The following is a 24,709-nucleotide window of genomic DNA, read 5'->3' on the forward strand; positions in this document are numbered from 1 at the left end:
CCCCGCTCCCCGCTCCCCGCTCCCCGCTCCCCGCTCCCCGCTCCCCGCTCCCCGCTCCCCGCTCCCCGCAGCGAGTCTGATGCCCGCGTTTCACCCGATCCAGTGAATTTCGGCCTTGGGGACCGTTTTCCACCGGATTTCTGTCGTACCCGTCGGCAAGCATCGCCGCTACGGTCCCCTACTGGGTGGGTGGGGGCTAGGGATGGTCTCCACCTTTAGCTTCAGCGCATCTTGCGAAGCCCCCTCCGGTTCACTAATGTTCGCAATGAGCACACAGTTTCATCATGCGCACAATGAAAATGGACCACTTCCGCGAACCCCTGGGGCCGCCGTGAGCACCGCCTTCATCCTCGACGCCGTCCGCACCCCGATCGGCCGCCACGGCGGCGCGCTCGCCGGGGTCCGCCCCGACGACCTGGCCGCCAAGGCCCTCCGCGGCCTCATCGACCGCCGGCCGGACCTCGACCCGGCCGCGATCGGCGACGTCGTCCTCGGCAACGCCAACGGCGCGGGCGAAGACAACCGCAACGTCGCCCGCATGGCCGTCCTCCTCGCGGGCCTCCCGACCTCGATCCCCGGCACCACCGTCAACCGCCTCTGCGGCTCCGGTGCCGAGGCCGTCGTCGCCGCGGCCCGCACGATCGAGTGCGGCGACGCCGACCTCGTCGTCGCCGGCGGCGTCGAGTCGATGAGCCGCGCCCCGTGGGTCCTGCCGAAAACCGAGAAGCCCTTCCCGCGCGGCGGGCTCGAACTCGCCGACACCGCTCTCGGCTGGCGACTCGTCAACCCCGCCATGGACTCCCGGTGGACCGTGAGCCTCGGCGAGGGGGCCGAGATCCTCGCCGACGAGTTCGGTATCACCCGCGAGGCCCAGGACGCCTTCGCCGCTCGCAGCCACCGCCTCGCCCACGCCGCCTGGGAGTCCGGGGCGTTCGCGGATGAAGTCCTCCCCCTCCCCGAGCTCGACCGCGACGAGGCCATCCGCCCGGCGACCACGCCCGAGGTCCTCGCGAAGCTGCGCACCGCGTTCCGCACCGACGGCACCGTCACCGCCGGGAACGCCAGCACCTTGAGCGACGGCGCCGCCGCGCTCCTCCTCGCCGGCGAATCGGCCGCCGAAGTCCACGGGAGCCCCCTGGCGCGCATCGTCTCCCGTGCGGTCACGGCGGTCGAACCGCACCGGTACGGCATCGGCCCGGTCGCCGCCGCCGAGCGCGCCCTCGAACGCGCCGGGATCGGCTGGGGTGACCTCGACTCCGTGGAGCTGAACGAGGCGTATGCGGCGCAGTCGCTCGCGTGCCTCGCGTCCTGGCCCGACCTCGACCCCGAGATCGTGAACCCGCAGGGCGGCGCGATCGCCGTCGGCCACCCGCTCGGCTGCTCCGGCGCGCGGCTCCTCGCCACACTCGCGTGGCGGCTCAAGCGCGAAGGGAAGCGCTACGGTCTGGCGGCCTTGTGCATCGGTGTCGGCCAGGGCATCGCGGTCGTCATCGAGGCGGCCTAACGCCCTGGAAGCAGAGAACCGGCCAGGAGGCCCGGCCCCGAACGTCAGCCGAACTGGATCGCCATGTCCGCGAGGATCCGCGCCGACGCCACCAGCAGCGGCGGCAGCAGGTCGCGCCGCGCCGAGTCGAGGTCGGTGCGGCTGGCGTGCGAGGAGACGTTCACGGCCGCAACGGCCTTGCCCCACTGGTCGCGGATCGGGACCGCGATCGACCGCAGCCCCTCCTCCAGCTCCTGGTCGACGAACGCCCAGCCCTGCGCGCGCACCCGGTCCAGCTCCTCGCGCAGCTTCGCCTCGTCGGTGATCGTGTGCGAGGTGAACGCGGTCATCTCCGTGGCGGCCAGCGCCTCGTCCAGCAGGTCGCCGGGCAGATCGGCCAGCAGGACCCGGCCCATCGAGGTGCTGACGGCCGGGAAGCGGGTGCCGATGTTGATCGAGACGCGCATGATCCGCTGCGTCGCGACCCGGGAGACGTAGACGATGTCGGTCTCGTCGAGCACCGCGACCGAGGCCGACTCCTGCACCTCGGCGACCAGGCGCTCCAGGTGCGGCTGCGCGATCTCCGGCAGCGACAGGCTCGACAGGTACGCGAAGCCGAGCTCCAGCACGCGCGGCGTGAGCGCGAAGTACCGGCCGTCGAAGCGCACGTACCCGAGTTCAGTGAGCGTCAGGAGGAACCGCCGCGCGGTGGCGCGGGTCAGCCCGGTCTCCTTGGCGACCTCGCTGAGGGTCATCGCCTCCCGCTCGGCCGAGAACGAGCGGATGACGGCGAGCCCGCGCGCGAGGGTCTGGACGTAGTCGGAGTTGCGCGGCGCGCTCGTCGGCGCCTCGTCACTGTCCGGGGTCTCCTGCATGGGCTCAGCCTATCCGTGCGCCGCGGGCGGACGCTCAACCGCGCTCGGCGATGTCGTGCCCGTCGGGGTCGCGCTCGGGGAGGTCGGCGAGGCCGATCTCGTCCAGTCCGGCGTCGGCGGGGCCGTGTCCGGCGACCACCGCGCCCGCGACGCGGAAGGCGCGGTTCGCCCGCGGCAGGCCGGCGTAGACGGCGGCGTGGAGGAGGACCTCCTTGATCTCGTCGGCGCCGACGCCGTCGTCGAGGGCGGCGCGGACGTGCATCGCGAGCTCGTCGTCGCTGCCGAGCGTGCACAGCACGCCGATGGTGAGCAGGCGGCGCGTGCGCGTGTCGAGGCCGGGCCTGGACCAGACGCCGCCCCAGGCGTACTCGGTGAGGAACTCGCCGAAGTCGCGGTCGAAGTCGGTGCGGGCGGCGTTCGAGCGGTCCACGTGGTCGTCGCCGAGCACGTTGCGGCGCACGGCGTCTCCGTCAGTCGTCGTCATGGTCTTCCTCCAGGAACTCGGTGAGCAGTCGGTTGCACCGGTCGGGTCGTTCGGCGGTGGGGAGGTGCTTGGCGCCTTCGGCGAGGAGCATGCGGGAGTCGGGGATGCGCTCGTCGAGGAACGCGGCGTCGGCGGGGGTCGTGACCTCGTCGGCGGTCCCGCCGACGATGAGCGCGGGCGCGGTGATGCGGTGGACGTCGTCGCGCTGGTCCATGGCGCCCAGTGCCTCGCAGCAGGCGGCGTAGCCGTCGTCGTCGCAGGCGTCGAAGCGCCGCCGGAACTCGGCGACCGTGTCGGGATGGCCGCTGATGAAGGCGGGGGAGAACCAGCGGCCCATCGCGGCTTCGCTGATGGCGGCGGTGCCGTTGGCGCGCACGATGTCGGCGCGTTCGCGCCAGCCTTCCGGGGTGCCGAGCTTCGCGGCGGTCGACACGAGCACGAGCCGGTCGACGCGCTCGGGACGCGTCACGGCCAGCCGCATCGCGACCGCGCCGCCGAGCGAGACGCCCGCGACGTGGGCGCGCTCGATCCCGAGGTGGTCGAGCAGGTCGATCGCGTCGCCTGCGAGGTCGTCGATGGTCAGGCGGCCGGGTCCGCGGTCGTCGGTCGCGTCGTCACCGGTGGAGTCGCCACCGGCGTGGCCGTGGCCGTCGCCGCCGCGACGTGCACGACCGCTGTCGCCGCCACTCGCGAACGGCGTACCCCCGTGCCCGCGGGCATCGAAGCGCACCAGGCAGAACCGGGCCCCGAGCGGCGTGATCTGCGGTCGCCACATGTCGAGGGTGGTGCCGAGGGAGTTGAGGAGCAGGAGCGGCGGTCCGTCGCCGTCGACGGCGTAGTGGGGGATCATCCGGCGGCCTCCTTGAGATTCCGTGCCATGGCCGCGGTGTCGATCTCCAGGCCCTCCAGGCATTCGCGCAGCCAGGCCGCTGCGGACCCGGTGAGCCGCAGCAGGTCCGAGAGGGTCTCCCACTCGCTGTGCCACAGTCCGGGTGAGCGCTGGAGTTCCTGCGGCATCGCGGCGTACAGCGTCGCGACGAGTCCCGGAGTGCGGGCCGCGCACGCGCGGGCGCAGGTCGCGGCCACCGGGTTGCGCTTGTGCGGCATCGAGGTCGACCCGCCGGGCCGGCCCTCCCGGATCTCGCCGATCTCGTTCTGACTCAGCAGGATCACGTCGACCGCGACCTTGGCGCAGGCCCCGGCGGCCTCCGCGGCCGCCGCGCCGATGCGGACCACGCGGCCGCGTCGGGTGTGCCACGCGGACGGGTTCCCGTCGAGGCCGAGGCGGCGGTGGAAGTGCGCGCGCAGGTCGACGCTCTCGACGACGGGCTTGCCTCCCCGGACGCCGACCGGGCCGGACAGGGAGACGCTGAATTCGAGGCGCCCGAGCCCGTCTCTGGCCTCCTTGATGAGGGCGGCCCACATCCCGTTGAGGTTCGCGTACGTGATCGGTTCGGCGTGCTGGAGGAGGGTGCGGCCCCACATGCGGGGCTCGTCCTCCCAGGTCTCGTCCACGAGCTTGTCCGCGAGTGCGGCGTCGCAGGCGTCGAGGTCGTCGGCGATCGCCGTGACGGCGTCCCGCGCGACGAGCATCATCGCCGTGTCGAGCATGTCCTGGCTGGTGGCGGTGGGGTGGATCGCCGCGTGGTGGGGTTCGGGGACGAGTTCGCGGAGGCGGTCGACCACGCCCGCGACGGGGTTGCCGATCGCGGCCGCGGAGGCGGCGACCGCGGCGAGGTCGAAGTCGTCGGGGACCGCGGCGGCGGTCACGGCGTCGGCGGCTTCGCGGCTGACGGCCCCGATGTCGGCCGACGCCTGGGCCAGCGCCGCCTCGGTACGGAGCAGCGCCGCGAGCCAGGCCGGCCCCGAGACCGCCTCGGCGGCCCGGCCGCGTGCGAACACCGCGTCGAAGATCTCGGTCACCGGGCCCCTCCCCTCATCGGTGCTCGCCCGGGCGTCGGACGGCCTGACGCGGTCGCCGCGGCCACCACGACTGGCACCGATGTCGACGCCGCCAACGACGACGCGGCCGAATCGATCGCGGTGGACGATTCACACATCGAAGAACACCGTCTCATGCTCGCCCTGGAGGCGGATGTCGAAGCGGAATCCGTCCTCGTCGGGGACGGCGATGAGCGTGTGCCGCCGCTCGTCCGGGACCTTCGCGAGCACGGGATCGGAGACGTTGCGGGCGTGGTCGGGGAAGTAGAGGCGCGTATGGAGGTGGAGCAGCAGGCCGCGGGCGTGGACGATGACCGCCAGATGCGGCGCGCAGCCGTCCCCGGCCTCGCCGGGCAAGACGGTCGTGAACGCGAAGCGCCCCTCGGGCGCGGTCGAGCAGCGCCCGAACAGGCCGCCGTGCGGGCCGCCGCCAAGCCGGCCCTCTGCGTCCGCTTGCAGGACCTCGACCAGCGCGTCCGGGACGGGATCGCCCGCGCCGTCGAAGACGGTCCCGTGGACGCGCAGGTCACCGCCCTCGACCACGACCGGCCCGCCCGCGTAGGGGAGCGCGAAACCGTAGAAGGGCCCGACGGTCTGGGCGGGCGTGAGGGCCTGCTCCGCGGTCGCGTCCGGCTCCTGGACGGCCTGGTCGGCGGTCCGATCGCGGGCGCTTCCGGAGCGTTCGGCCTGGCCGGTGGTCCGGTCCCGGGCCTCGCCGGAGTGGTCCGCCCGGTCAGCTCGGTCGGTCCGGTCAACCTGATCGGCGTGTTCGGCCTGGTCGGCCCGGTCCGCCTGGCCCGCGTCGTTGGTCCGGTCGGTCATCGGACCTCCTCGGGGAGGTCGGTCTCGAAGACCGTCCGGGCCGGGCCGCGCAGGACGATGTCCCAGCGGTAGCCGGTGGCCCACTGGTCGACCGTGGCGTCGAGGTCGAACGCGGCGACCATGCGCTCGCGCGCGGCCGCGTCGGTCACCGACCGCATGACCGGGTCGTAGGGGAAGAGCGGGTCGCCAGGGAAGTACATCTGCGTGATGAGGCGCGAGGCGAACGCGGTGCCGAAGAGCGAGAAGTGCAGGTGCGCGGGCCGCCATGCCTTGTCGTGGTTGCGCCACGGGTACGGGCCGGGCTTGACGGTGACGAACCGGTACCGCCCGTCCTCGTCGGTGAGGCAGCGGCCGACCCCGGTGAAGTTCGGGTCCAGCGGGGCGTCGTGGACGTCCTCGGCCTGCGCGTACCGGCCCGCGGCGTTCGCCTGCCACACCTCCACGAGCTGGCCGGCCAGCGGCGTGCCGTTCCCGTCCCGCACCTGCCCCGTGACGACGATCCGCTCCCCCAGCGGCGCCCCGTCGTGCTGCGCGGTCAGGTCCGCGTCCACGGGGCCGATCGGGCCGGTGCCGAGGAACGGCGCCGAGAGCTCGGTCTCGGGGTCGTGCAGCGGGATCAGCGGCCGCTTCGGGTGGCGCAGCGCGGTGGACCGGTAGGCGGGGAAGTCGCGGTCGGGGTGGACGCCGAGGCCGTCGCGGCGCAGGGGGTTCGCCATGTCGTCGCTCCTTACGAGGGGCGGGCCCCCGGTGGGTCGTGGTGCGTCAAGAGGTCAAGGCGCGCAAAGCGTCGAGTTCGGCCGCGGTCGGCGGTTCGGTGGCCGCCAGGTCGGGTGCGACCCGGAGCGGCCATCCGGTGCGGGCGACCGCGTCCTCGACCCGGGCTCCCGGGTGCACGTTCACGAGCACCAGTTCCCGGGTGCCCGGATCGGGTTCGAGCACACCGAGATCGGTGATGATCCTGACTGGGCCGGCGCCGCGCAGGCCGAGCCGTTCACGCGCTCCGGGGCCGTCGCCGTGGCCGACGGAGGTGGTGAAGTCGAGCCGGTCGACGAAGATCCGCGGCGTGTGCCGCACGACCACGATCGTCTCCTTGCAGGAAGCGGCGATCTCGGGGGCGCCGCCGGCGCCGGGCAGGCGGACCTTCGGGCGGCGGTAGTCGCCGATGACGGTGGTGTTCAGGTTCGCGAACCGGTCGAGTTGGGCCGCACCGAGGAAGCCGACGTCGATGCGTCCCGGCTGGAGCCAGTAGTTGAAGATCTCGGCGCTGGAGACGACGGTATCGGCGGTCTCGGCGAGCGAGCCGTCCCCGATCGAGAGCGGGGGCCGGTCGGGTTTGGAGCCGATGGTCCCGGACTCGTAGATGAGGACGATCCCGGGCGCGCAGGTGGCCCGGGCCAGGTTGGCGGCCAGGGAAGGCAGGCCGATCCCGACGAAGCAGGTCCGCCGCCCGGCCAGCGCGCGGGACGCCGCGACGGTCATCATGTCCTCGGCGCTGGGCGCCGGTTCGGCCCGCTCCGGGGCGTCCAGCCTGGGCTCATCCGACCAGGACCCATCCGAGCGCGGCCGGTCCGGCCCGTGCGAGTTCGACCCTTTCATCCCTGCCTGCGGTCCGACTCGCTCCCCGTCCCCAGTTCCGCTCACTTCGCCTGCACCCCCAGCACGTTCGCGTCGATCCAGCTCCGGAACGTCTCGCGGTCGCGGCTGATCGCGTCCCAGCGCCGGTAGAAGTCGTTGTCGCGGTCGGTGTACCCGGCCGCGTAGGAGGGCGCGGCGCCACCGGGGACCTCGCAGACCCAGTCGACCGCCCAGTGCGGCAGGAGGATCGCGCCGGGCACGGGTGCGAGCTCGTCCACGATCTCCTCGACGGTGACCACCGAGCGGGCGGCGGCGAGCACCGCCTCCTTCTGGGCGCCGACGATCCCCCAGAGCTGGACGTTGCCCTCGCGGTCGGCGCGCTGCGCGTGGATCACGGCCGCATCGGGGTTGAGGGCCGAGACCGCGGTGAGGCGTTCGCCGGTGAAAGGGCAGGTGATGGGCGCGATCGAGTCGGTGACGCCCTCCAGGTCAGTGCCGGCGTAGCCGCGCAGCACCGCGAACGGCAGCCCGGAGGCGCCGGCGACGTACCGGTTCACCATGCCCGCGTGCGAATGCTCCTCGATCGCGAGGTCGCGGGGCCAATCGTGCTCGACGGCGTCGCGGAGCCGGTGGAGGGACCCCACGCCGGGGTTGCCGCCCCAGGAGAAGACGAGTCTCGCGGCGCAGCCGGCGCCGATGAGCTGGTCGTAGATGACGTCCGGGGTCATGCGGATCAGGGTGAGGTCGCGCCGCCCCTGCCGGATCAGCTCGTGCGCCGCCGCGTGGGGGATGAGGTGGGTGAAGCCCTCCATGGCGACGGCGTCGCCGTCCCGGACGGCCGCTGCGAGGGCTTCGGGGAGGGCGGCCAGCCGCGCCATGCGCTACCTCCAGGGGAGTTCGGTATGCGAACGGATGAAGCATACACGAACATCGATCGTTTTCCAACGGCCGCGATCGGGCGAACCTTGCCTGGAATGCCCGATCTCGATACGATGCTTGCGTTCACATGACGAACATGAATCCGCAAGACGAACACCCGGTACCCTCTCGGCCACACCGCACGCCCTCCCCACGCCGACAGGAGCGACGACGATGTCCACCGAAATGCCCTCCCCCGCAGCACTCCTTGACCCTGCACTTCTCGGCCTTGCACTTCTCGACCCTGCGATCTGGGACTCCGCCCGCTTCGACGGCGCCTGGCACCCGACCGGGACGGTCCGCGCCGTGGTCGAGCCCGCCACCGGCGCGACCCTCGCCCACGCGGCGGTCGCGGTCCCCGCCGACATCGCGGCCGCCGGCCGCGCCGCAGCCGCCGCCCAACCCGCCTGGGCCGCAGCGCCGTTCCACGCCCGCGCCGCGGTCCTCCGCCGCGCCGGCGCGCTCTTCGAGGCCCACGCCGCCGAGATCCACGAGTGGCTGACCCGCGAATCCGGCGCCGTCCCGATGAAGGCCGGCTTCGAAACCCATGTGGCCGCGGCGGAATGCCACGAGGCCGCCGCACTCGCCTCCTCCCCGATCGGCGAGCTCATCCCCTCCGAGTCGCCCCGGCTCTCCGTGGCCCGCCGCGTCCCGGCCGGCGTCGTCGGCGTCATCGCCCCGTTCAACGCCCCGCTGATCCTCGGCATCCGCTCCGTCGCCGCGGCCCTGGCCCTCGGCAACGCGGTCGTCCTCAAACCCGACCCGCGCACCGCGGTCTCCGGCGGCGTCGTCATGGCCCGGGTCTTCGAGGAGGCCGGCCTCCCGCCGGGCCTGCTCCACCTCGTCCCCGGCGGCCCCGACGTCGGCGCGGCGATCGTCGCCGACCCGAACATCCGCGTCATCTCCTTCACCGGCTCCACGAAGGCCGGGCGCGCCGTCGCCGAATCGGGCGGGCGGCTCCTCAAGCGCGTCCACCTCGAACTCGGCGGCAACTCCGCCCTCCTCGTCCTCGACGACGCCGACGTCGACCAGGCCGCGAGCGCCGCCGCCTTCGGGTCCTTCTTCCACCAGGGCCAGATCTGCATGACCGCCGGGCGCCACCTCGTTCACGAGTCGCTCCACACCGCCTTCCTCGAAGCCCTCACCGCGAAGGCCGAGGCCATGACCGTCGGCGACCCCTTCACCGGCAAGGTCGACCTCGGCCCGGTCATCGACGAGCCCCAGCGCGAGAAGATCCACGCCCTCGTCAACGCCGGCGGCACCGTCACCACCGGCGGCAGCTACGAGGACCTCTTCTACCGCCCGACGGTCCTCACCGGCCTCGCCGACTCGACCCCCGCCTGGCGCGAGGAGGTCTTCGGCCCGGTCGCCCCGGTCCGCCCGTTCAAGACCCTCGACGAAGCCGCGGCCATCGCGGCCGACTCCGAGTACGGGCTCTCCCTCGGCATCATCACGAGGGACGTCATGCGCGCGTGGGACCTCGCCGAGCGCATCCCCACCGGCATCGTCCACATCAACGACCAGACCGTGAGCGACGAAGCTCACGCCCCCTTCGGCGGCGTCCGCGCCTCCGGCACCGGCACCCGCTTCGGCGGCCGCCCCGCGAACATCGAGGCGTTCACCGAGACCCGCTGGATCACCATGCAGTCCCGACCCGGCCCCTACCCCTGGTAGAACCACGTGACCCCGGTCTCGCGCCCCACCCTGGGCCCGCCCCCGAACACTGTGTAAACTAGTGCCGGTTCCAAGGTCTACGACCTCTGGAACGCCAATCAAGGGGCTTTGGCGCAGTTGGTAGCGCGTTTCCATGGCATGGAAAAGGTCAGGGGTTCGAATCCCCTAAGCTCCACCAGCGGGTCACCATTCGAACAGGTGGCCTTTGAAGAGCTGGTAGACGCCAGCGGAGATTCCCTCCGCTGGCGTTTTTCGTACCCGCCGAGCAGCGGCGTGAACGGCGGCCTGAGCTCGTCGCGTTCGATGAACGGGGCTTCGGTGTGCTCGTCGGCGTTGACGTAGAGCTTGGCGAAGCAGGCTTGTACGAAGCGGCGCTTGCCCTTGTCGGTCAGGCTGCGGTAGAGCCCTCTGGGGTCGTCCAGGAGTTCGAGCAGGGTGTTCACGGCCTTCCCCGCCTCGATCACCGGGGCCGAGTCGGTGCTTTCGAGTTCGCCGTCGATCCGGACGAGCTGATCGCTGAGGTCGCTCATCTTGGCGTCGAGGAGGTCTTGCGGCCAGTTCCCGACGAGATCGAGGAGCTGACTCCGCTGCTCCGCGATCCGGGCGCGCTCCTTGCGGAGCTTGCGCCGCATCTGCTGGCCGAGCTTGGCCGCGTCCTTCATGCCGGCCTCGATCGCGGACCTTGTGGCGGTGATGAACGACTTGCCGAGTTGCAGTGTCGTGAAGTGGTCGGCGACAGCCACATCCACCTGCTCGGCGCGAAGACGAGGGAGATCGCAGGAGCGATCGCGGATGCCGAGGCAGATGAAGTAGAAGTACACGACGCCGCGCTGGTTCTTGCCGCGATCAAGATAGATCCGGCCGCCGCAGCGCCCGCAGCTCAGCCCGGACTTGAGCGGATGGTCGTACACGCGCTGGCGGGTCCCGGCTCCGGTGCGAGTCTCCAGGAGCGCCTGGACTCGATCGAAGACCACCTGGCTGACGAGGGCGACATGGCGTCCGGGGTACTCGCGGCCCTTGTACGTGACGTGCCCGAGGTAGTAGCGATCGCGCAGGACCTGGTCGATCTTGTGGTTCGAGATCGGCCGCCCGGCCGGGTGCTGCTTGGTCGGACGTGAGCGCAGACCGAGCCTGGTGACCGCATCGCGGAGTTGCGGTGTCGAGTACTCGCCGGTTGCGAACATCTCGAAGATGAGCGGGATGAAGGACCGCCGTTCCGGATCGGTCTTGACCGTGCGGATATTGCGGCCGTCGACCTCCTCGATCATGTTGATATAGCCGAGCTTCGCCCGTCCCGGAGTGCCGCCGCGCTTGGCCTTCGCCTCCATCTTGTAAGCGATGTCGGCACCGGAGGCGCGGGACTGGTACTCGTTGACCGCGTCGAGGATCGTCCCAACCATGTCGCCGACCTCGGAGTCGTCGGTGAAGTCGCGCACGGAGACGAGCGATACGCCGAGCTGCTTGAGTTCGCGGCGGGTCAGACCCGCGTCGGTCGCGTTCCGGTGGATGCGCGAGCGGGCGTAGACGATCACACAGTCGATGTCCTTCTGGTTCCGAATGCGCGCCATCATCTCCTGGAACGCGGGCCGGTTCTTCACCTCCATGCCTGAGCGACCGGGATCGACGTACTCCTCCACGATCTCGAAGCCCAGCTCCTGCGCCTTGCGCTCACAGGCTTTGCGTTGGGCAGGGATCGAGTTCCCCTCCGGGTCGTAGTCGGTGTCGACCTGGCCCTGGGAGGAAACCCGGAGGTAGACGACTGCCCTACCGCCGGATTTCGCCCCATCAACGGGTTCAGCGTTCATCGGCGTCCTGGTCCTTCCTGTCGTTGTCGGACGAACCGCTGTCCTTCCTTTCGGCGGCGTGCTCCAGCAGGATCTGCGCGATCTGGCGGGCATCGATCCGCTTCCTGGGCTGACCGGTGACGGTGACCCGAACCTGTTTTCTAGCCATTCGGGTTCACCGCCCCAGTGACGTCTACCTGCGTGTTTTTGCTGGTAGGAGCGGCTTTCGACGACCGTAGCTCAAACTCGTGGACGATACGAGCCTGTGCTTCGACGGCTTTAAAAGGCTCGCAATCGGATCGGCTGCCCATAGCCGGGACGGCGCTCGTCATGGCAACTCATCCAGCCGCCAGAGCACGGGCTGGTTCGGAACCCGCCAAACTTGAGCCGTCGGATCAGCAGCGCGGCCTGCGACGGTCGTTGCGACAGGAAACCGTTGCCCTACAGTTCGCCAAGCTGAGTGAAGGTGCTCCTCCCGGGCGGCACTGGGCAGCTCGAACAGGACGGTCCTTGGCCAGCCGCTCAGGTGCTCCTGATAGCGATCGAGTTTGAGGGCCACCCGTTCGGTGGTCTCCGTCCCGGTGTCGTACTCGAACCAGACTTCGACGGCTCCGGCTGTCCCGTGCAGGATTCCTGAGGCGTCTGGACGGACCAGCCCTCCGGTCAGCTTCGCGGTCTCGCTCTCACTCAGCCATTCGGCAAGCTCGAGCGTTCCGTCGCGGCGGCACGCCGCCGTGAGCCGGGCGAAGAACCCGTTGACCCCGAGCAGGTGCTCGGATCGCGATGACGTCGCGAGTTCCGCCATCCGGCGTTCCCAAGCTGGACGCCGGGGCGATTGCAGTCCCTCCGCTGCGGCGTACAGGTACGCGCCGCGGTGACCGAGCGTGTAGCGGTACGCCTGGCTGCCGGGCCTCACGCAAGTACGGAAGCGAGCTACGACGTCCATCGCACGCAGCACTTCCAACCGTCTGCGGGCGGACCGGTCGGAGGTGAAGAGCAATGCGGTGATCTGTTCGAGAGTGAACATGGAGTGCCTGCCGAGCAGACGGATCAGCTCGAAGTCCCTTGGAGTGAGCCTGCGCAGCACTCCATCTATGGATGCCGTTCGCGGGTATTCGAGTCGGGGCATCAGGCCGCCTCCTCAGAATCCGGCCGTGACCAGGGCTGTGACTGGTCCGGTCTCTGTGCGCCTCTCGGTGCGGGCCATTGACGCTTGACCCGCCTAGTGGATCGCGCACTGATTCCGGAGGAGTCACTCGGCAGTCGCAGCACGGCTCCCGAATTTCCCGCACTGATCGAGCGCAGGTGCTCTACCGCCTCAGCGCGGATCTGATCCGCCTTACCGACGATCGGTGCGGGCGGCTCGGTCTCGAGCGTGAACGCCGGTAGCGCACGACCGTCGGCCTGAAGGCGGCAAGCGGCCGTGTAGTCGGCGAGCCACGACAGGTCGTGCTCGCTCACATGCGGACCGACGTGCCGGACGAGTTGCTTCGCGTCCTCCGGGCTCACCGAGAAGTACACCTTCGTCCGCGCCGACGAGGAGACCGCGAATTGCAGCTCCTTCGGGAGCTGGGCCAAGTACTGGTGCGCGAGCGTCATCGACAGGCGGAGCCCGCGGGCTTCGGCGAGCATGTCGTCGACGCTGCCGGGCATGTTGAGGAAGTTGTGCGCCTCGTCCAGCATCAGCGTTGCGTCTGGTCGCAGCTCCTGAGGCAGGCCGGCGCGGGCGGTAGCCGCGTGCCAGACCTTGGTGACAAGGATCGACCCGAGCAGTTGGGACGTGCCATCGGTCAACTCGCCCTTGGACAGCCGGGCGAGCACGATGCCGCCGTTCGACAGGACGTCTCCCAGGTCGACGGGTGCGACCGGATTGCCGATGAGATCCCGCACGAACGGCCGCGACAACAGCGCTCTGGCTCTCGACAGGACCGGTCCGGCGATCACGGCCTGCTGTTGCAGCGAATGCTGCTCGAACCAGCCCCAGAACCCGCGGAGCCCGCTGATATCGGTGTCTGCGAGCTTGAGCACGGATCCCGCGTTCTCGGGCAGCCGCCGGATGGCGCTGGCGCGGAAGTTCGGCAGCGAGAGCAGATTCGGCAAGTGCGTGAACGGCTCCCCGAGCTCCCAGAGCGTCAGCAGCGAGAACCGCAGGACGTCATCCGCTCGCGGACCCCAGAACTGATGCCAGATGCTCCGGCAGATCCCCACGAGCTGGTCGACGACCAGGTAGCGGTCCTCTCCCGCCAGCGGAGCCAGGCCGGGATTGCGCTCCTGCCTCGGATCGATCAGGTACAGCCGCCCGGCCACCTCCGCGGGATCGAGCCGATCTAGGAGGTCGTCCACAAGGTCGCCCTTCGGGTCGACCAGGACGAGTCCACGACGGTTCCGGATATCGGCCAGCGCCAGATGCTGCAAGAGCGTCGACTTCCCGGTGCCCGTCCTGCCGATCACGTGGAGATGGCTCCGGGCATCGACCGTCCTCAGCGCGACCTTGCGCCCGCTCTCGGCCGAGCGGCCGAGCACCTTCGTACTGCGCCCGCCAGAGGGCACTCCGCGGACTGGATGAATCGCGCGGGCTCCCGCTCGCTCCATCGCCGGAACGATCAGGTCCGTCGGCAGGTGTGCGAGGTGGGCGAGCTCGCCGGTGTTGAGGATCGTGGTCCGACCCGGCCGCCACTTGTTGCAGACGGCTGCGGGCTTCGCCAAGTGGCCTCGCCGGTGCCCGTAGTCGAGCATCGACATCACCGCGGCGGCGATCGAGCCGGCGTGCTGCTTCGTGCGGTCCTTTCGCCCCTCGGGGCCGTCGACGGCCCAACGCACCGACACGTTCCAGCACTGCTCGCCTAGCCGTTTCAGGAGCGCCTGCCGTTGCTCCCGCTCCCAGACCAGCTCCGGCTCGTTCGACCTCGGCGGAGTGGGGCGGACGAAGCTCCATAGCTCCTGTCCGAACGTCGGCGCCGCGTTCGGTCCGGCAGCGGACCTTCGTAGTCGGCGGATCTGACGGCGGCTCGCGGGCTGCGCGATCACCTGGACCACCGCGGTCACGTCCTCGCTCGGGGTCGGCCCGGCTTCGAGCAGGGTGCGGAGCGGATCCAGCGGTGCGTCAGGTTGGACGGGCGCGATGACAGGCGCCCAGCGCACTTGCCCTCCCGCGGAGAAGCGCTCCGCGTCGAGCGACGGCTCTACGGGCAGGATTCGTGTGGTCGCACCAGGCCAGGCGGCCTTGAGCGCCCCGGCGATTTGCGCCGCGTTCAGACAGCCAGGTACCAAGATTCCGACTTCGAGCCCAGAGCCGCGGAAGCGGTACTGCCAGACGAGGTGGGCCTGCCCGAACAGCAGGCGGGACCATCTCCCGGTTTCGTATCTGCCGAGCGTCTTCCAAGCGGCAGCCGCACTCTTCACGTCGACCTCCGGCGGAGCCGCGATGGCCACGTACGACGCGCTCACGCTCCATCGCCGGTACATCCAGGTTCGCAGGATTCGGCGGCCCAGCACGATCGCGAGTAGCGCTGCGAGCGCCACAATCAACGCTGTGCCGAACCGCCCCGCAATTGGGGACCGCCCGACTTCGAGGATCAGATCTATCGGTTCCATGAGAAGCACCTCCCCGATGCCTTGTCGCCGAGAGCCCTCGCTCCAACGACCTGGCCGACTCCTTTTCGCCGACCACTCATAGACCCCCGGCCGTGCGGGGTTGTGAGGGTTGCTCGACCCTCACAGACCCGCACCGGACCCTCACAACCCGGCACGGAACCCGCACCGGACCCGCACCGACCTCACACGGCCTGTATGAGGGAATTTGAAGATTGGTAGGCTGCTACCAGGGAAAATGACCCTCACAAGCGGAGTTCGTGAGGGTCTGTGAGGGTGGCGCAGACCCTCACAACCCCGCACCGCCGGGGGTATACATGGGGGTCCCTGCCCAGAAGCGCTGAAAGGAAGAACGCCGCAATGCCGACAGGTGATCGGGCCGACTACGCCAGCGGCCAACCGCTTTCTTCAGAAGTCGTCAGAACCCTGCAAGTGTTCCTCGCAGGAGACGATCCGGTGTGCTCGGCACTTCGGGCGCAGATTCCGTTCGCGAGGGTGGTCGGCGGCTGCGAGTGCGGGTGTCCCTCGGTCGGCCTCGAAGTGGACCACCCCCTTGTTGGCCCGGCGCCGTCACTGGCGAGTCCGGTGGTCCTCGGCTCCTACGACGACGGCACGCACAACCTCGTGCTTTTCACCGACGACGGCTATCTCAGCAGCCTGGAACTCGGCTACGTGTCCGACGAGGTGCCCACGGTCTGGCCCGACCCGGCGATCCTCGTCCGGACGTCGCTTCACCGGTAGTCCGGTCAGCGGTCGAGTATGCGCTGTTCCTTCTGCGGGGATATGCCGATCTCTGCCGACCGCTCGTTCTCGTCGAGCTGCACGCCGCGCAGCCACTCCCACGTGTCTCGGACGGTCTCCGCGATCGGCCGGTTCACGAGGCCGGCGGCCCTCGCCTTCGCGGAGTCGACGTCCCAGGTCCCTGGGGCAACTCGCCAGAGCGGCAGCTCCGACCACTGCCGGACGCCATGCTCCAGCAGCACCTCGTCGGGAGTCCAGATCAGCTCGGGCGCGGCGCCGGTCGCCTTGACGCAGGCGTCGAGGAAGTCCCCGAACGTCTCCTCGCCCGATCCGGTGAGGTTGAACGCCCCCACAACGCCGTTCTCGACGGCGCTGATAGCGAAACTGGCGATGTCCCGGACGTCGATCGGCTGGATAGACCGCTGGGGATCGCCGGGGGCGAGCACGCGGCCCCCGCGCGCGATCCGCTCCAGCCACCAGGGGAGCCGGCCGACGTACTCGTGCGGGCCGAGCACGACCCCCGCCCGCAGCAGCGCGCTTCGCTGTGCCCCGAACACCTGGAGGACCGCGGCTTCGCAGCCGGACTTCTGGTAGCCGTACTGCGTTGGGCCGTTCTCGGTGTTGGTCCCGAACGTCTCATCGGCGTCCGGCGGGCACGGCAGGGTCGGCGAATCCTCGGTCAGCGGCTGCACCGGCCAGCCCTCGTAGACCGACAGCGTCGAGACGAACAGAAACCGTCGCGCCGACGGTTCGAGGACCTCCGCGACTTCGAGGACATTCCGCGGCACGTACCCCGAGGAGTCCACGACCGCGTCCCAAGGCTCGGCCTCAGCCAGGAGCTCAAGGTCGGACCGGTCCCACCGGTCGCCCCTGATCGCCGTGACACCGGCCAGGTCGCGGCCCGACCGGCCCCGGTTGAAGGTGGTCACGTCCCAGCCGTGCGCGAGCGCCTCAGCGACCACCGCGCGCCCGACGAACTGTGTTCCTCCGAGGACGAGCAGCCTCAAATCGTCACCTCTTCTGGTCGATGCCGGTGCTGCCATCGATGACGTCGATGACCGTGCGGACTCGATCATCCCGTTGATACCGCTGATGGGCAAGCATGCCGCGGACCCGCCGCAGACGACCCGCGATCGAGGCGTTGCCGACGAGCGAGGTCTTCATGACCGATTCGAGGAGCGCCACCGCCTCACTCGCACGACCTGAGAGCAGTTGAGCGGCTGCCAGGTCGATCCGGGCACCGGCGACCTGCGAGACGCTGCGGTTGGAGAACGGAGTGGCGTCCATGGCCTCCAACGCCCGTGTCGCCCAACGCTCGCTTTCAGCGCCCAGGCCGGAGTCGAGGCACGCCGTCGCCAGGCACGCTGCCGCTCGCGCGGTGCCGAAGGAGAACTCGCCGCCGATCTGTGCGCCGAGCCGATCCTCTGAGTTCGGGCCGGCCTCCGCCTCGATGACTTGCAGAACACTGCGAAGCGCGTCGACATCGTCAAGGAGGGCGAACGAGCGTGCCATGATCGCCCGAACACGAAGTGCGGGTTCGCCCTTCGGCGCCAGCGCCGACGCCTCCTCCAGGAAGACCAGCGCCGCATCAGGATCGGATCGCCAGTTCGCGGCCGATGCTTGGAGGCCCAGCACCCAGGCTTGGAGCGAGTCGTCCTCACCGAGCGAGGCGTAGGTGCGAGCCGCGACGCTGATCTGGTCGCAGGCGTCCCATTCCCCGAGGTCGAATGCCGAGGAAGCCATGAGCGCATGTAGTTGTCCAGCAGACCGATGCGCAGCAACGAGTTTCGAAGGACGGCGAGTTCGATCGGCCAGAACTGCAACGCGATCCGCCACCTGCTGAGCCGACTGAAGCGTCTCTTCAGCTGGCCGGTTGCTGCGGGCGAGCGCTTTGACGGCCTGTTCGACCTGCTGCAATGCCCCGTCATCGACGTCCAGCGCGAAGAAGTCGAGTCGCTGCTCCAGAGACTGTGCCACCTGCGCGGCGAGACCGGTCAAGCCGACCGCTGCGACCAGCAGATCACGTCGATGCACATTGCCCTCCCTGAAATCGCCGGAAACACGAGACTCAAGCATGCCCTCGGGAAGGAGTGTTCCGCCTGTGTCGGAGGCTGTTTCAGAGAGGTTGTCCGATGGCCGAGTGCGCTTGTCCTTTTTCCGTTCGACGAGCGGGAGTACTCGCTGAAAGAAGCCTTCCGTGCGGAGAACCTGGTCAAGGCGGCGGGCAGTGTCGGTCTGCAGCCCGCGAACCCCCAGCTCCAGCTTGCTGATGAGCGAGGAGTCGACCTTGGCGAAATCTGCGAGTTCCGCTTGGTTCAGGCCAGCTTGCATCCGGCGATGTCGCAGCTCAGCGCCGACCCATGCATCCACACTCCGACCGGGGTCCTGAGCTTTGAGTGGCTTCGGCACTTCGCCTCCGATCCGGTCCGAATCGGACCAGCAATTGGACGGGTTGGCTTGTCCGTTTCAAGTGCTTGAACACGTTGATGTCCTGCTCCAGGCTACACATGTGACAGCTTGTGCCGGAACTCCAACGGAACGGGACTTGAGATGAACGGTGAGACCGGCCTTCACGAAGGCAAGGCAACAGACGCCTCGACCTCAGTTCCGCGAGTACCGGACCGGATGACCTTCTGCCGATTCTGGGCGACCGACGACCATGTGAACGTCGAGGTCTACGTCGACCCCCAGCTCGGTGACGGGTACATCCTCCTGTTCTCCGAGGATGACCGGACGTCCGGTGAGGTCTCAGACGCCAACGACCGCTTCGAGGTCAACTGGTCGGGAGACCTCGGCCGCCCGAAGACATGGCTCAACGCCCAGCGGGTTCGAGCTGCACACGTCTACACCGAGCGTCGGCGATGACCGGTCACGGATTGGCGCTCCTCCTCGGCAAGCACCCCGAATGGGACATCGAGCCTCCGCCATCCGCACCACGCCGACCACTGGAGTGGTACCTCCAGCGCGCCCGCCGACGAGAAGCCGAACGAGCTTCCAAGGGCGACAACCCGAGTCCCACCGAAGACTGCTGACCCGCCTCCCCAGGCACCGCCGATTCGGCGGCGCCGCCCCCTGGGCCGCCGCGCATGGTGGGCGCGGCGGCCCACCCTCACCAACTCCGTCACTCGACCCCCGAGAGGACTGACCTGATGACACTCAGAGCCGCGGTCGTCGGCCTTGGCGCGCAGGCCAGGGAAGACCACCTTCCCGGCCTGGCCGCCTCGGACGCCGTCGAACTCATCGCGATCTGCGACGACAACCCCGATGTGATCCACGAGCTGCAATACGAACTGCACGTCAAGGGCTACACCGACTACCGCGAGATGTTCGCCTCCGAAGCCCTCGACCTGGTCGTCGTCTGCGTACCGCATCATGTCGGCCGTGATGTCGTCGAGTGCGCCGCCGAGCACGGCGTGAACGTGCTCAAGGAGAAGCCGTTCGCGACCAGCCTCGGCGAGGCCCGCGAACTCGCCGCGATCTGCGACGGAGCCGGGATCAAGCTGATGGTCACCCTGCAGCGGCGCTTCAATCCGATCTACTCCAGCTTCATCCAACTCGCCGACCAGATCGGCACTCCGATCGTCATCGACGCCCAGTACACGCTGCACATCGAGGACCCCTCCGAAGGCTGGCGCGGTCGCATCGCCCAAGCCGGTGGCGGCTGCGTCATCGACATGGGCTACCACCTCGTCGACATGATCCTCTGGTACTTCGGCCTCCCCGACCGGATCATCGCCGACACCTCGGCCTCCGCCCGGCCCGACCGCGCCTACGACGCCGAGGACACCGCCCTCGTCCACTTCGCGTACGACTCCGGCCTCTACGGCTCCGCGCTCCTGTCCCGATTCATCGGCCCCAAGAGCGAGCAGATCCGCCTCGTTGGCTCCAAAGGCATCGTCGCCCTCGAACGCGGCCGCATCCGCCGCCTCGACAACCACGGCGACGTCATCGAATCCCTCACCCGCGAGCAGTCCTGGCCGGCCGCGGCGACCGCCCAGATCGACCACTTCGCCCGCGTCCTCGACGGCACCAGAACCAACCCGAGCGGCCCAGCCGAGCACCTCGCGCACCTGGCCTTCATCACCGCTTGCTACGAGTCCGTCCGCCATCGCACCGCCATCAACCCGAAGGAGCTCCTGTGACTTCCCCGCTCGCCCTCCTCGGCGGCACATCCGCGATCGATCGGCCCGGCCCGCACTTCACCTGGCCGCCGATCACCGACGCCACCCGAAAAGCCGTGGCCGACCAACTCGACACCGCCGTCTCGATCTACGACCGCTCCGGCGTCATCGCCGACCTCGAAGACGCCCTCGCCACATACTTCGGCGTCCGCTATGCGCTCCTCACCAGCTCAGGGACGGCGGCGCTCTACTCGATGTACGCCGCCGCCGGGATCGGCCCCGGCATGGAGGTCATCGTCCCGGCCTACACGTTCTTCGCCACCGTCACGCCACTCCTGCACGTCGGCGCGACGCCGGTCCTGGCAGAGTGCGACGAACGCGGCAACCTCGACCCGGCCGACGTACTCACCCGGATCACCCACCGCACCAGAGCCATCGCCGTCACCCACATGTGGGGCGCACCAGCCGACGTCATCGAGCTGCGCCGCATCGCCGACCTCCACGGCCTCCGCCTCTTCGAGGACGGCTCCCACGCTCACGGCGCCACCGCCGCTGGCCGCAAGATCGGGTCGTTCGGCGACGCCGCGGCCTTCAGTATGAACGGCCCCAAGCCCCTCTCTGCAGGCGAAGGCGGGTTCCTCCTCACCGACGACTCCGAGATCCACCACCGCGCGCTCCTCCACGGTCAGTACAACAAGCGCTGCCGCAACGAGATCCCCAAGACCGACGACCTCTACCGCTACGCGGTCACCGGTATGGGCCTCAAGCACCGCATCCACCCGCTCGCCGCCGCGATGGGCCTTGAGCAACTCGGCAACCTGGACACCTACCTCGCCGGCCGCGACGAGACCGCCACCTACCTCCGCGACCAGCTCAGCGACATCCCCGGCATCGAACCGATCGCTCCCGCCGAGGGCGACCGCTCCTCCTGGTACGGCCTGATCCTCCGCTACCGTCCCGACCAGCTCAACGGGCTCACCCTCGACCACTACTTCGAAGCCCTCCAGGCCGAAGGCGCCCTCGAAGCCGACCGCCCCGGCTCAACCTGCCCGCTGAACCTGCTCCCGCTCTTCCAAGAACCCGGCCCGCTGTTCCCGACCCTCTCCCGCCGCTTCGCCTATGCTCCAGGACAGTTCCCCAGAGCCGAAGCGTTCCACGCGGACACCATCAAGCTCCCCGTCTGGCACCGCGTGGACGACCAGCACACCGCCGACGCCTACCTCGAAGCCTTCCGCAAAGTCAGCGCCCACCACACCGACCTCATTGAGACAGGAGCCCAGCATGGATGACCAACTCATCGACAAGCTCACCGCCCAAGCTGCAGAAGACGGCATCATCCAGCTCGTTGTCGGCGCCGTCATCACCGACGAAGAAGACCGAGTCCTCCTACTCAAACGCCCCGCCGACGACTTCATGGGCGGCCTCTGGGAACTCCCCAGCGGCAAAGTCGACCCCGGCGAACGCCTCGACACCGCCCTCGCCCGCGAAGTCAAAGAAGAAACCGGCCTCGACCTCACCGAGATCACCACCTACCTCGGCCACTTCGACTACACCAGCGGCAGCGGCAAACCAACCCGTCAATTCAACTTCGCCATCACTACAACCGCAGTCGAGCCCATCAAGCTCACAGAACACGACAAGCACCAGTGGTTGACCATCTCAGACAACCTCCCTGTCTCTGACGCCGTCAAGCTCATCCTCCGCGGGTATGCGAGTTGGGCCTCCTGAAGTCGATATCTTCTACCTGGTCGCCCTGCCGGCGGATTTGAGGAGAGAACCGGGCCGATCCCGAACGCACATCGTGCTCGGCGCAGGGGCCGGAGGGGGCTCAGTGGTCTCCGCGCGCCGCTCGCTCGCTTGCCGTCATGACGCCGTCACGATCGAGGGCCGCGACCAGATCGGTGAGCGATACGAACGTGTTCACTCTTTTCCCCTGCTGGCGCAGGATCTGCTGGATCTGCGTCCCGGTGTACGTCTCAGCGGCGACGTAGTCGCAGTAGGCCGCCGCACACGACAGGTACAGCATGTCGAAGAAGTCACCGCTCTTCCAGCGCGCATTGCGGTCGAGGTGCCGGTACTGGAACAGCGTCGACAGGATCGAGAGATACGGCATCGTCTTGAGCTGGTGAACCAGTGCATCAGCGTCTTGGGCAAACCGGCTCGCATCGACACCGACAATGGCAGCGGCGCGTTCCAGCTCCTGGATGTTCTCGCACCAGAACAGCCCCGTCGTCCGCCGCCTCCGCTCGGCCTCGGTGAGATCCTCGGCGGCGAAGAGCTCGGTGATCTGCCGGTTGCGTTCCACCCACGCGGACGCTTCGCTTCGCTGCAACGGGGTCGTATCAATCAGCGTCGACAGGATGACCGACGGCTCGGTCAGGACGAGTTGAAACAACTCCAAGTCATTGTCGATCTCGTGCGCGTGCGGGCCGCCCGAGGACCACGCCAGGGGTTCGAGGGTGACCACCGGCATCTTCGTCGAAGGCGGGACCGGGAGGTGCTCGTACCCAGCGAGCATGGCGGCAAGTTCGTTGCCCCAGACCTTCAGCGGCGACCGGAGCTGCCATCCGGCCGACATTGAGGCCATCATCAGTCCCACCTGGTAGCGGCGGTCCCCGTACAGCGGGCCAGTCTCCGTCAGGTGCGCCGAGGAGAGCGGCAAGACGATGCCGGCGTCAGCGGCGAGCGCAATGATCCGCTGCGCCGCAGCGAGCTCGTCCTGGTTCTTGACCTTGGAAGGGTCGACTCTGGCCCATGCGAGTGTGCTCCAGTGGTTCTGGTCGAGGTAGACGGCCGGTCGTCCCTTGTCGGTGTTCATCGGGCTGTATGCCTCTGAGGCGAACAGGTCGCCGCGCACCGTGGTGTTCCACACCCACCACCGCTCCCAGTCGAAGACCGAGCGTGCAACCTGATTGTCGCGCAGTGTTGGCGGCGGCAGCGCCTCGGTATGGCGCTGCCCGTCGACTGTGACCACTTCGAACTCGTTGCGTACGAAGTCGATCGCCCAGTATTGGAACCGGTCGGCCGAGAAAAAGGGCGTGGCTGTCATACCTTTCATGGTGCACCGCCGGTCCGACAAGCTCGCCGTGACCAGGGCCAAGTACCTCCTGGCCATAATCACCCCACTGCGCGACTCGCGATTACCTCACGAGGTGGGGAACGACTCCGTCGGACGGTTCCCACCGCATCCGTCAACCGCGCGCCTCATCCTGGATTCAGGGCGTGCCGGTCCTGGATAGCATGGACTGTAAGTCCCCTACTCAGTCGATAGGTCGGTACGAGAGCAGGATCGCGTAGGACCCTGCTGACCGATAGCGTTGATCGATGGTGCTCCCGAACCTCAACCAGAAGCAGACCATCGCGCTGCTCCAGGAGATGACTTCGACCCGGAACCTGCTCGCCTACGGCATTCGCGTGGTCCGCACCGGAGCCTTCGTCGAAACAACCCGCGACCCGATCCTGACGATGCTCTCGATCGGTGTCGAGAAGCTCTACAAGCTCACCCTCGGCCTCATCGCGCTTGACGTCAACCAGCAATGGCCAAGCGCCGCGGTGATGCGCGACCACGGACACAAGCTTGGCGACATGCATCAGAAAGTGATCGCCGAGCTTCGCGAACGCACCAGGTCGAAGAGCCAGTACGTTCGCGGGCTACTTGCCGAAGTTGAAGCTGACCCGGTCGTCATCCCGGTCATCGAGGCGCTCGACATGTACGGCCGACGAGGGCGGTTCTACTATCTCGACCAGCTCGGCGAGTCGCCCCAGCCGGTGAGTCCCGATGAGGCGTGGCAGAGGATCGAGCTCGCCGCGCTCACCGATCCCGATGTCGCCGCCCTCTACAGCCGGGCCAACGCCACCATCGGCAACAACGAGGTCTGGAACGAGTTCAAGGCAGCGCTGAACGAGCGGATCGCAGTAGCCGTCGAACGGATCTGGATCATGATCTTCAGATCGGGCATGAACCACGCCCTGGGTGAGACCGGCACGACCTTCGGCTTCGAAATCCAGCCCTCCGCCGTCGGACGCCAATAGGCCCCACCGACATCCAGACGCGGACCCGAACCTCAGCGACGGTACTGGACGTCCTTCTGGTGCTCGATCGCTCGCTCCCACATCTCGAACGGGAGCTTCCAGGGTTCGTGGATCAACTGTCGGGTGCGGTACCGGTTGAGTTCCAGGTGGTCGGCGATCGCGTAGGCGTGGTCCTCCCAGTCCTGGCGTCCCCACCAGCGGGAACCGGCCATGCCGCCCCAGTTGGCGAGCACTCTCGTTGTGTACTCGTCCTCCTGGTATCTCCGGACGTGGGCGGCGATGCGGGTGGCGATCGAGGGCCAGGCCGGGCCAAGCACGTCATGTGCAGGGACGCCGGGGAGGACGAGGCGGTCGGGGTCGCACAGGACCTGCTTGATGGCGGCGAAGTCGGGGGCGTTCGTGTCGGGGTGCATGTGCGGGGTGATGTCACGGGTGGAGGTCAGACTCATCCATGACATCTGCGCGTCGGTGAACAGGTAGTGCCAGGGCTCGAGGGTGTTGCGCCACGCGGACACAACCACGCCCACGGCCGCGAGGGGCGCCAGGACGTCGTCGGGCACGCCCTTCTCGGCGACGGCCGCATCCGTGCGTTGGAATTGCGCTCGAAGGGAGTCGGTGATGGGCTCCTCATCGTTATCGGCCAGCGAGGGGGGCTGGTCGGTGGTCAG

22 protein-coding genes, 1 tRNA gene and 2 pseudogenes are annotated in these 24,709 nt (G+C 68.9%); 9 read left to right on the plus strand and 16 right to left on the minus strand.

Translation table 11 applies throughout. From position 1 onward, the window contains the following. Nucleotides 1-331: 331 nt before the first annotated feature. Complete coding sequence (locus BLS99_RS21840) at nt 332-1,504, plus strand: thiolase family protein (protein WP_091053857.1); 1,173 nt, start codon at nt 332-334, stop codon at nt 1,502-1,504. Between the two features lie 44 nt (nt 1,505-1,548). Here BLS99_RS21840 and BLS99_RS21845 read toward each other — a convergent pair whose 3' ends face one another. The 8 genes and pseudogenes from BLS99_RS21845 to BLS99_RS21880 all read right to left on the minus strand — a co-directional run bounded on the left by BLS99_RS21845 (nt 1,549) and on the right by BLS99_RS21880 (nt 8,058). After that, complete coding sequence (locus tag BLS99_RS21845) at nt 1,549-2,358, minus strand: IclR family transcriptional regulator domain-containing protein (protein ID WP_091053858.1); 810 nt, start codon at nt 2,356-2,358, stop codon at nt 1,549-1,551. 34 nt (nt 2,359-2,392) lie between these two features. Next, a complete protein-coding gene (pcaC, locus tag BLS99_RS21850) occupies nt 2,393-2,842 on the minus strand; it encodes a 4-carboxymuconolactone decarboxylase (protein ID WP_091053859.1) in 450 nt (149 codons plus the stop codon). After that, nucleotides 2,829-3,692 carry an alpha/beta fold hydrolase gene (locus tag BLS99_RS21855; protein WP_091053860.1) on the minus strand — a complete coding sequence of 288 codons (864 nt, stop codon included), beginning with the start codon at nt 3,690-3,692 and terminating at the stop codon, nt 2,829-2,831. The genes pcaC and BLS99_RS21855 overlap by 14 nt, the downstream gene beginning before the upstream one ends. Beyond that, nucleotides 3,689-4,765, minus strand: a complete 1,077-nt coding sequence (locus BLS99_RS21860) for a lyase family protein (protein WP_176953478.1) — start codon at nt 4,763-4,765, stop codon at nt 3,689-3,691. Before BLS99_RS21860 ends, BLS99_RS21855 begins: the two co-directional genes overlap by 4 nt. Before the next feature lie 129 nt (nt 4,766-4,894). After that, nucleotides 4,895-5,389: pseudogene (gene pcaG, locus BLS99_RS21865) on the minus strand (protocatechuate 3,4-dioxygenase subunit alpha); the annotation flags it as partial. A gap of 212 nt (nt 5,390-5,601) precedes the next feature. After that, nucleotides 5,602-6,321, minus strand: a complete 720-nt coding sequence (gene pcaH / locus BLS99_RS21870; RefSeq protein WP_091053863.1) for a protocatechuate 3,4-dioxygenase subunit beta — start codon at nt 6,319-6,321, stop codon at nt 5,602-5,604. A gap of 46 nt (nt 6,322-6,367) precedes the next feature. Further along, nucleotides 6,368-7,087 carry a CoA-transferase subunit beta gene (locus BLS99_RS21875; protein WP_245712367.1) on the minus strand — a complete coding sequence of 240 codons (720 nt, stop codon included), beginning with the start codon at nt 7,085-7,087 and terminating at the stop codon, nt 6,368-6,370. Between the two features lie 155 nt (nt 7,088-7,242). Then, nucleotides 7,243-8,058: a CoA transferase subunit A gene (locus BLS99_RS21880; RefSeq protein ID WP_091053865.1), complete on the minus strand. Its 816-nt coding sequence runs from the start codon at nt 8,056-8,058 to the stop codon at nt 7,243-7,245. Nucleotides 8,059-8,272: 214 nt separating this feature from the next. On the opposite strand from BLS99_RS21880, the gene BLS99_RS21885 reads away from it, so the two are divergent. Together BLS99_RS21885 and BLS99_RS21890 are read left to right on the plus strand one after the other, a co-directional pair. Next, entirely contained in the window at nt 8,273-9,772 is a 1,500-nt protein-coding gene (locus BLS99_RS21885; RefSeq protein WP_218126785.1) for an aldehyde dehydrogenase family protein, read from the plus strand. A gap of 102 nt (nt 9,773-9,874) precedes the next feature. Continuing rightward, nucleotides 9,875-9,950, plus strand: a tRNA-Ala gene (locus BLS99_RS21890). 607 nt (nt 9,951-10,557) lie between these two features. Here BLS99_RS21890 and BLS99_RS27820 read toward each other — a convergent pair. The 4 genes and pseudogenes from BLS99_RS27820 to BLS99_RS21910 form a co-directional block, all read right to left on the minus strand. Further along, a pseudogene (locus tag BLS99_RS27820) lies at nt 10,558-11,577 on the minus strand (recombinase family protein); the annotation flags it as partial. Next, the gene (locus BLS99_RS27160; protein ID WP_245712368.1) at nt 11,567-11,725 is read right to left on the minus strand and encodes a hypothetical protein; all 159 of its coding nucleotides are present in this window, start codon (nt 11,723-11,725) and stop codon (nt 11,567-11,569) included. The gene BLS99_RS27160 and the pseudogene BLS99_RS27820, both read right to left, overlap by 11 nt. 159 nt (nt 11,726-11,884) lie before the next feature. Further along, nucleotides 11,885-12,685: a replication-relaxation family protein gene (locus tag BLS99_RS21905; protein WP_091053868.1), complete on the minus strand. Its 801-nt coding sequence runs from the start codon at nt 12,683-12,685 to the stop codon at nt 11,885-11,887. Further along, nucleotides 12,685-15,150 carry a type IV secretory system conjugative DNA transfer family protein gene (locus BLS99_RS21910; RefSeq protein WP_143034902.1) on the minus strand — a complete coding sequence of 822 codons (2,466 nt, stop codon included), beginning with the start codon at nt 15,148-15,150 and terminating at the stop codon, nt 12,685-12,687. Before BLS99_RS21910 ends, BLS99_RS21905 begins: the two co-directional genes overlap by 1 nt. Before the next feature lie 357 nt (nt 15,151-15,507). On the opposite strand from BLS99_RS21910, the gene BLS99_RS25830 reads away from it, so the two are divergent. Continuing rightward, on the plus strand, nt 15,508-15,888 hold the full coding sequence (locus BLS99_RS25830; protein WP_143034903.1) for a hypothetical protein: 381 nt from the start codon (nt 15,508-15,510) through the stop codon (nt 15,886-15,888). Between the two features lie 5 nt (nt 15,889-15,893). On the opposite strand, the gene BLS99_RS21915 is transcribed toward BLS99_RS25830, so the two are convergent. Beyond that, complete coding sequence (locus BLS99_RS21915) at nt 15,894-16,964, minus strand: NAD-dependent epimerase/dehydratase family protein (protein WP_245712369.1); 1,071 nt, start codon at nt 16,962-16,964, stop codon at nt 15,894-15,896. Further along, nucleotides 16,900-18,297 carry a helix-turn-helix domain-containing protein gene (locus tag BLS99_RS21920; RefSeq protein ID WP_143034904.1) on the minus strand — a complete coding sequence of 466 codons (1,398 nt, stop codon included), beginning with the start codon at nt 18,295-18,297 and terminating at the stop codon, nt 16,900-16,902. The genes BLS99_RS21915 and BLS99_RS21920 overlap by 65 nt, the downstream gene beginning before the upstream one ends. A gap of 141 nt (nt 18,298-18,438) precedes the next feature. Between BLS99_RS21920 and BLS99_RS21925 the strand changes: the two genes are divergently transcribed. The 4 genes from BLS99_RS21925 (at nt 18,439) to BLS99_RS21940 (ending at nt 21,737) form a co-directional block, all read left to right on the plus strand. After that, entirely contained in the window at nt 18,439-18,753 is a 315-nt protein-coding gene (locus BLS99_RS21925) for a hypothetical protein (RefSeq protein ID WP_143034905.1), read from the plus strand. A gap of 284 nt (nt 18,754-19,037) precedes the next feature. After that, nucleotides 19,038-20,030 (plus strand): Gfo/Idh/MocA family protein, encoded by a 993-nt coding sequence (locus BLS99_RS21930; RefSeq protein ID WP_091053873.1) that lies wholly within the window; start codon nt 19,038-19,040, stop codon nt 20,028-20,030. Then, entirely contained in the window at nt 20,027-21,298 is a 1,272-nt protein-coding gene (locus BLS99_RS21935) for a DegT/DnrJ/EryC1/StrS family aminotransferase (protein WP_091053874.1), read from the plus strand. Before BLS99_RS21930 ends, BLS99_RS21935 begins: the two co-directional genes overlap by 4 nt. After that, nucleotides 21,291-21,737: an NUDIX hydrolase gene (locus tag BLS99_RS21940; protein ID WP_091053875.1), complete on the plus strand. Its 447-nt coding sequence runs from the start codon at nt 21,291-21,293 to the stop codon at nt 21,735-21,737. The genes BLS99_RS21935 and BLS99_RS21940 overlap by 8 nt, the downstream gene beginning before the upstream one ends. A 100-nt stretch (nt 21,738-21,837) precedes the next feature. Here BLS99_RS21940 and BLS99_RS21945 read toward each other — a convergent pair whose 3' ends face one another. Then, a complete protein-coding gene (locus tag BLS99_RS21945) occupies nt 21,838-23,058 on the minus strand; it encodes a hypothetical protein (RefSeq protein ID WP_143034906.1) in 1,221 nt (406 codons plus the stop codon). 275 nt (nt 23,059-23,333) lie between these two features. On the opposite strand from BLS99_RS21945, the gene BLS99_RS21950 reads away from it, so the two are divergent. Continuing rightward, nucleotides 23,334-24,041 (plus strand): hypothetical protein, encoded by a 708-nt coding sequence (locus BLS99_RS21950; protein ID WP_091053877.1) that lies wholly within the window; start codon nt 23,334-23,336, stop codon nt 24,039-24,041. 32 nt (nt 24,042-24,073) lie between these two features. Here BLS99_RS21950 and BLS99_RS21955 read toward each other — a convergent pair whose 3' ends face one another. Continuing rightward, nucleotides 24,074-24,601: a hypothetical protein gene (locus BLS99_RS21955; protein WP_091053878.1), complete on the minus strand. Its 528-nt coding sequence runs from the start codon at nt 24,599-24,601 to the stop codon at nt 24,074-24,076. Nucleotides 24,602-24,709: the final 108 nt, after the last annotated feature.

Origin of the sequence: Glycomyces sambucus (assembly GCF_900102815.1) — a bacterium.
Lineage (GTDB): Bacteria > Actinomycetota > Actinomycetes > Mycobacteriales > Micromonosporaceae > Glycomyces > Glycomyces sambucus.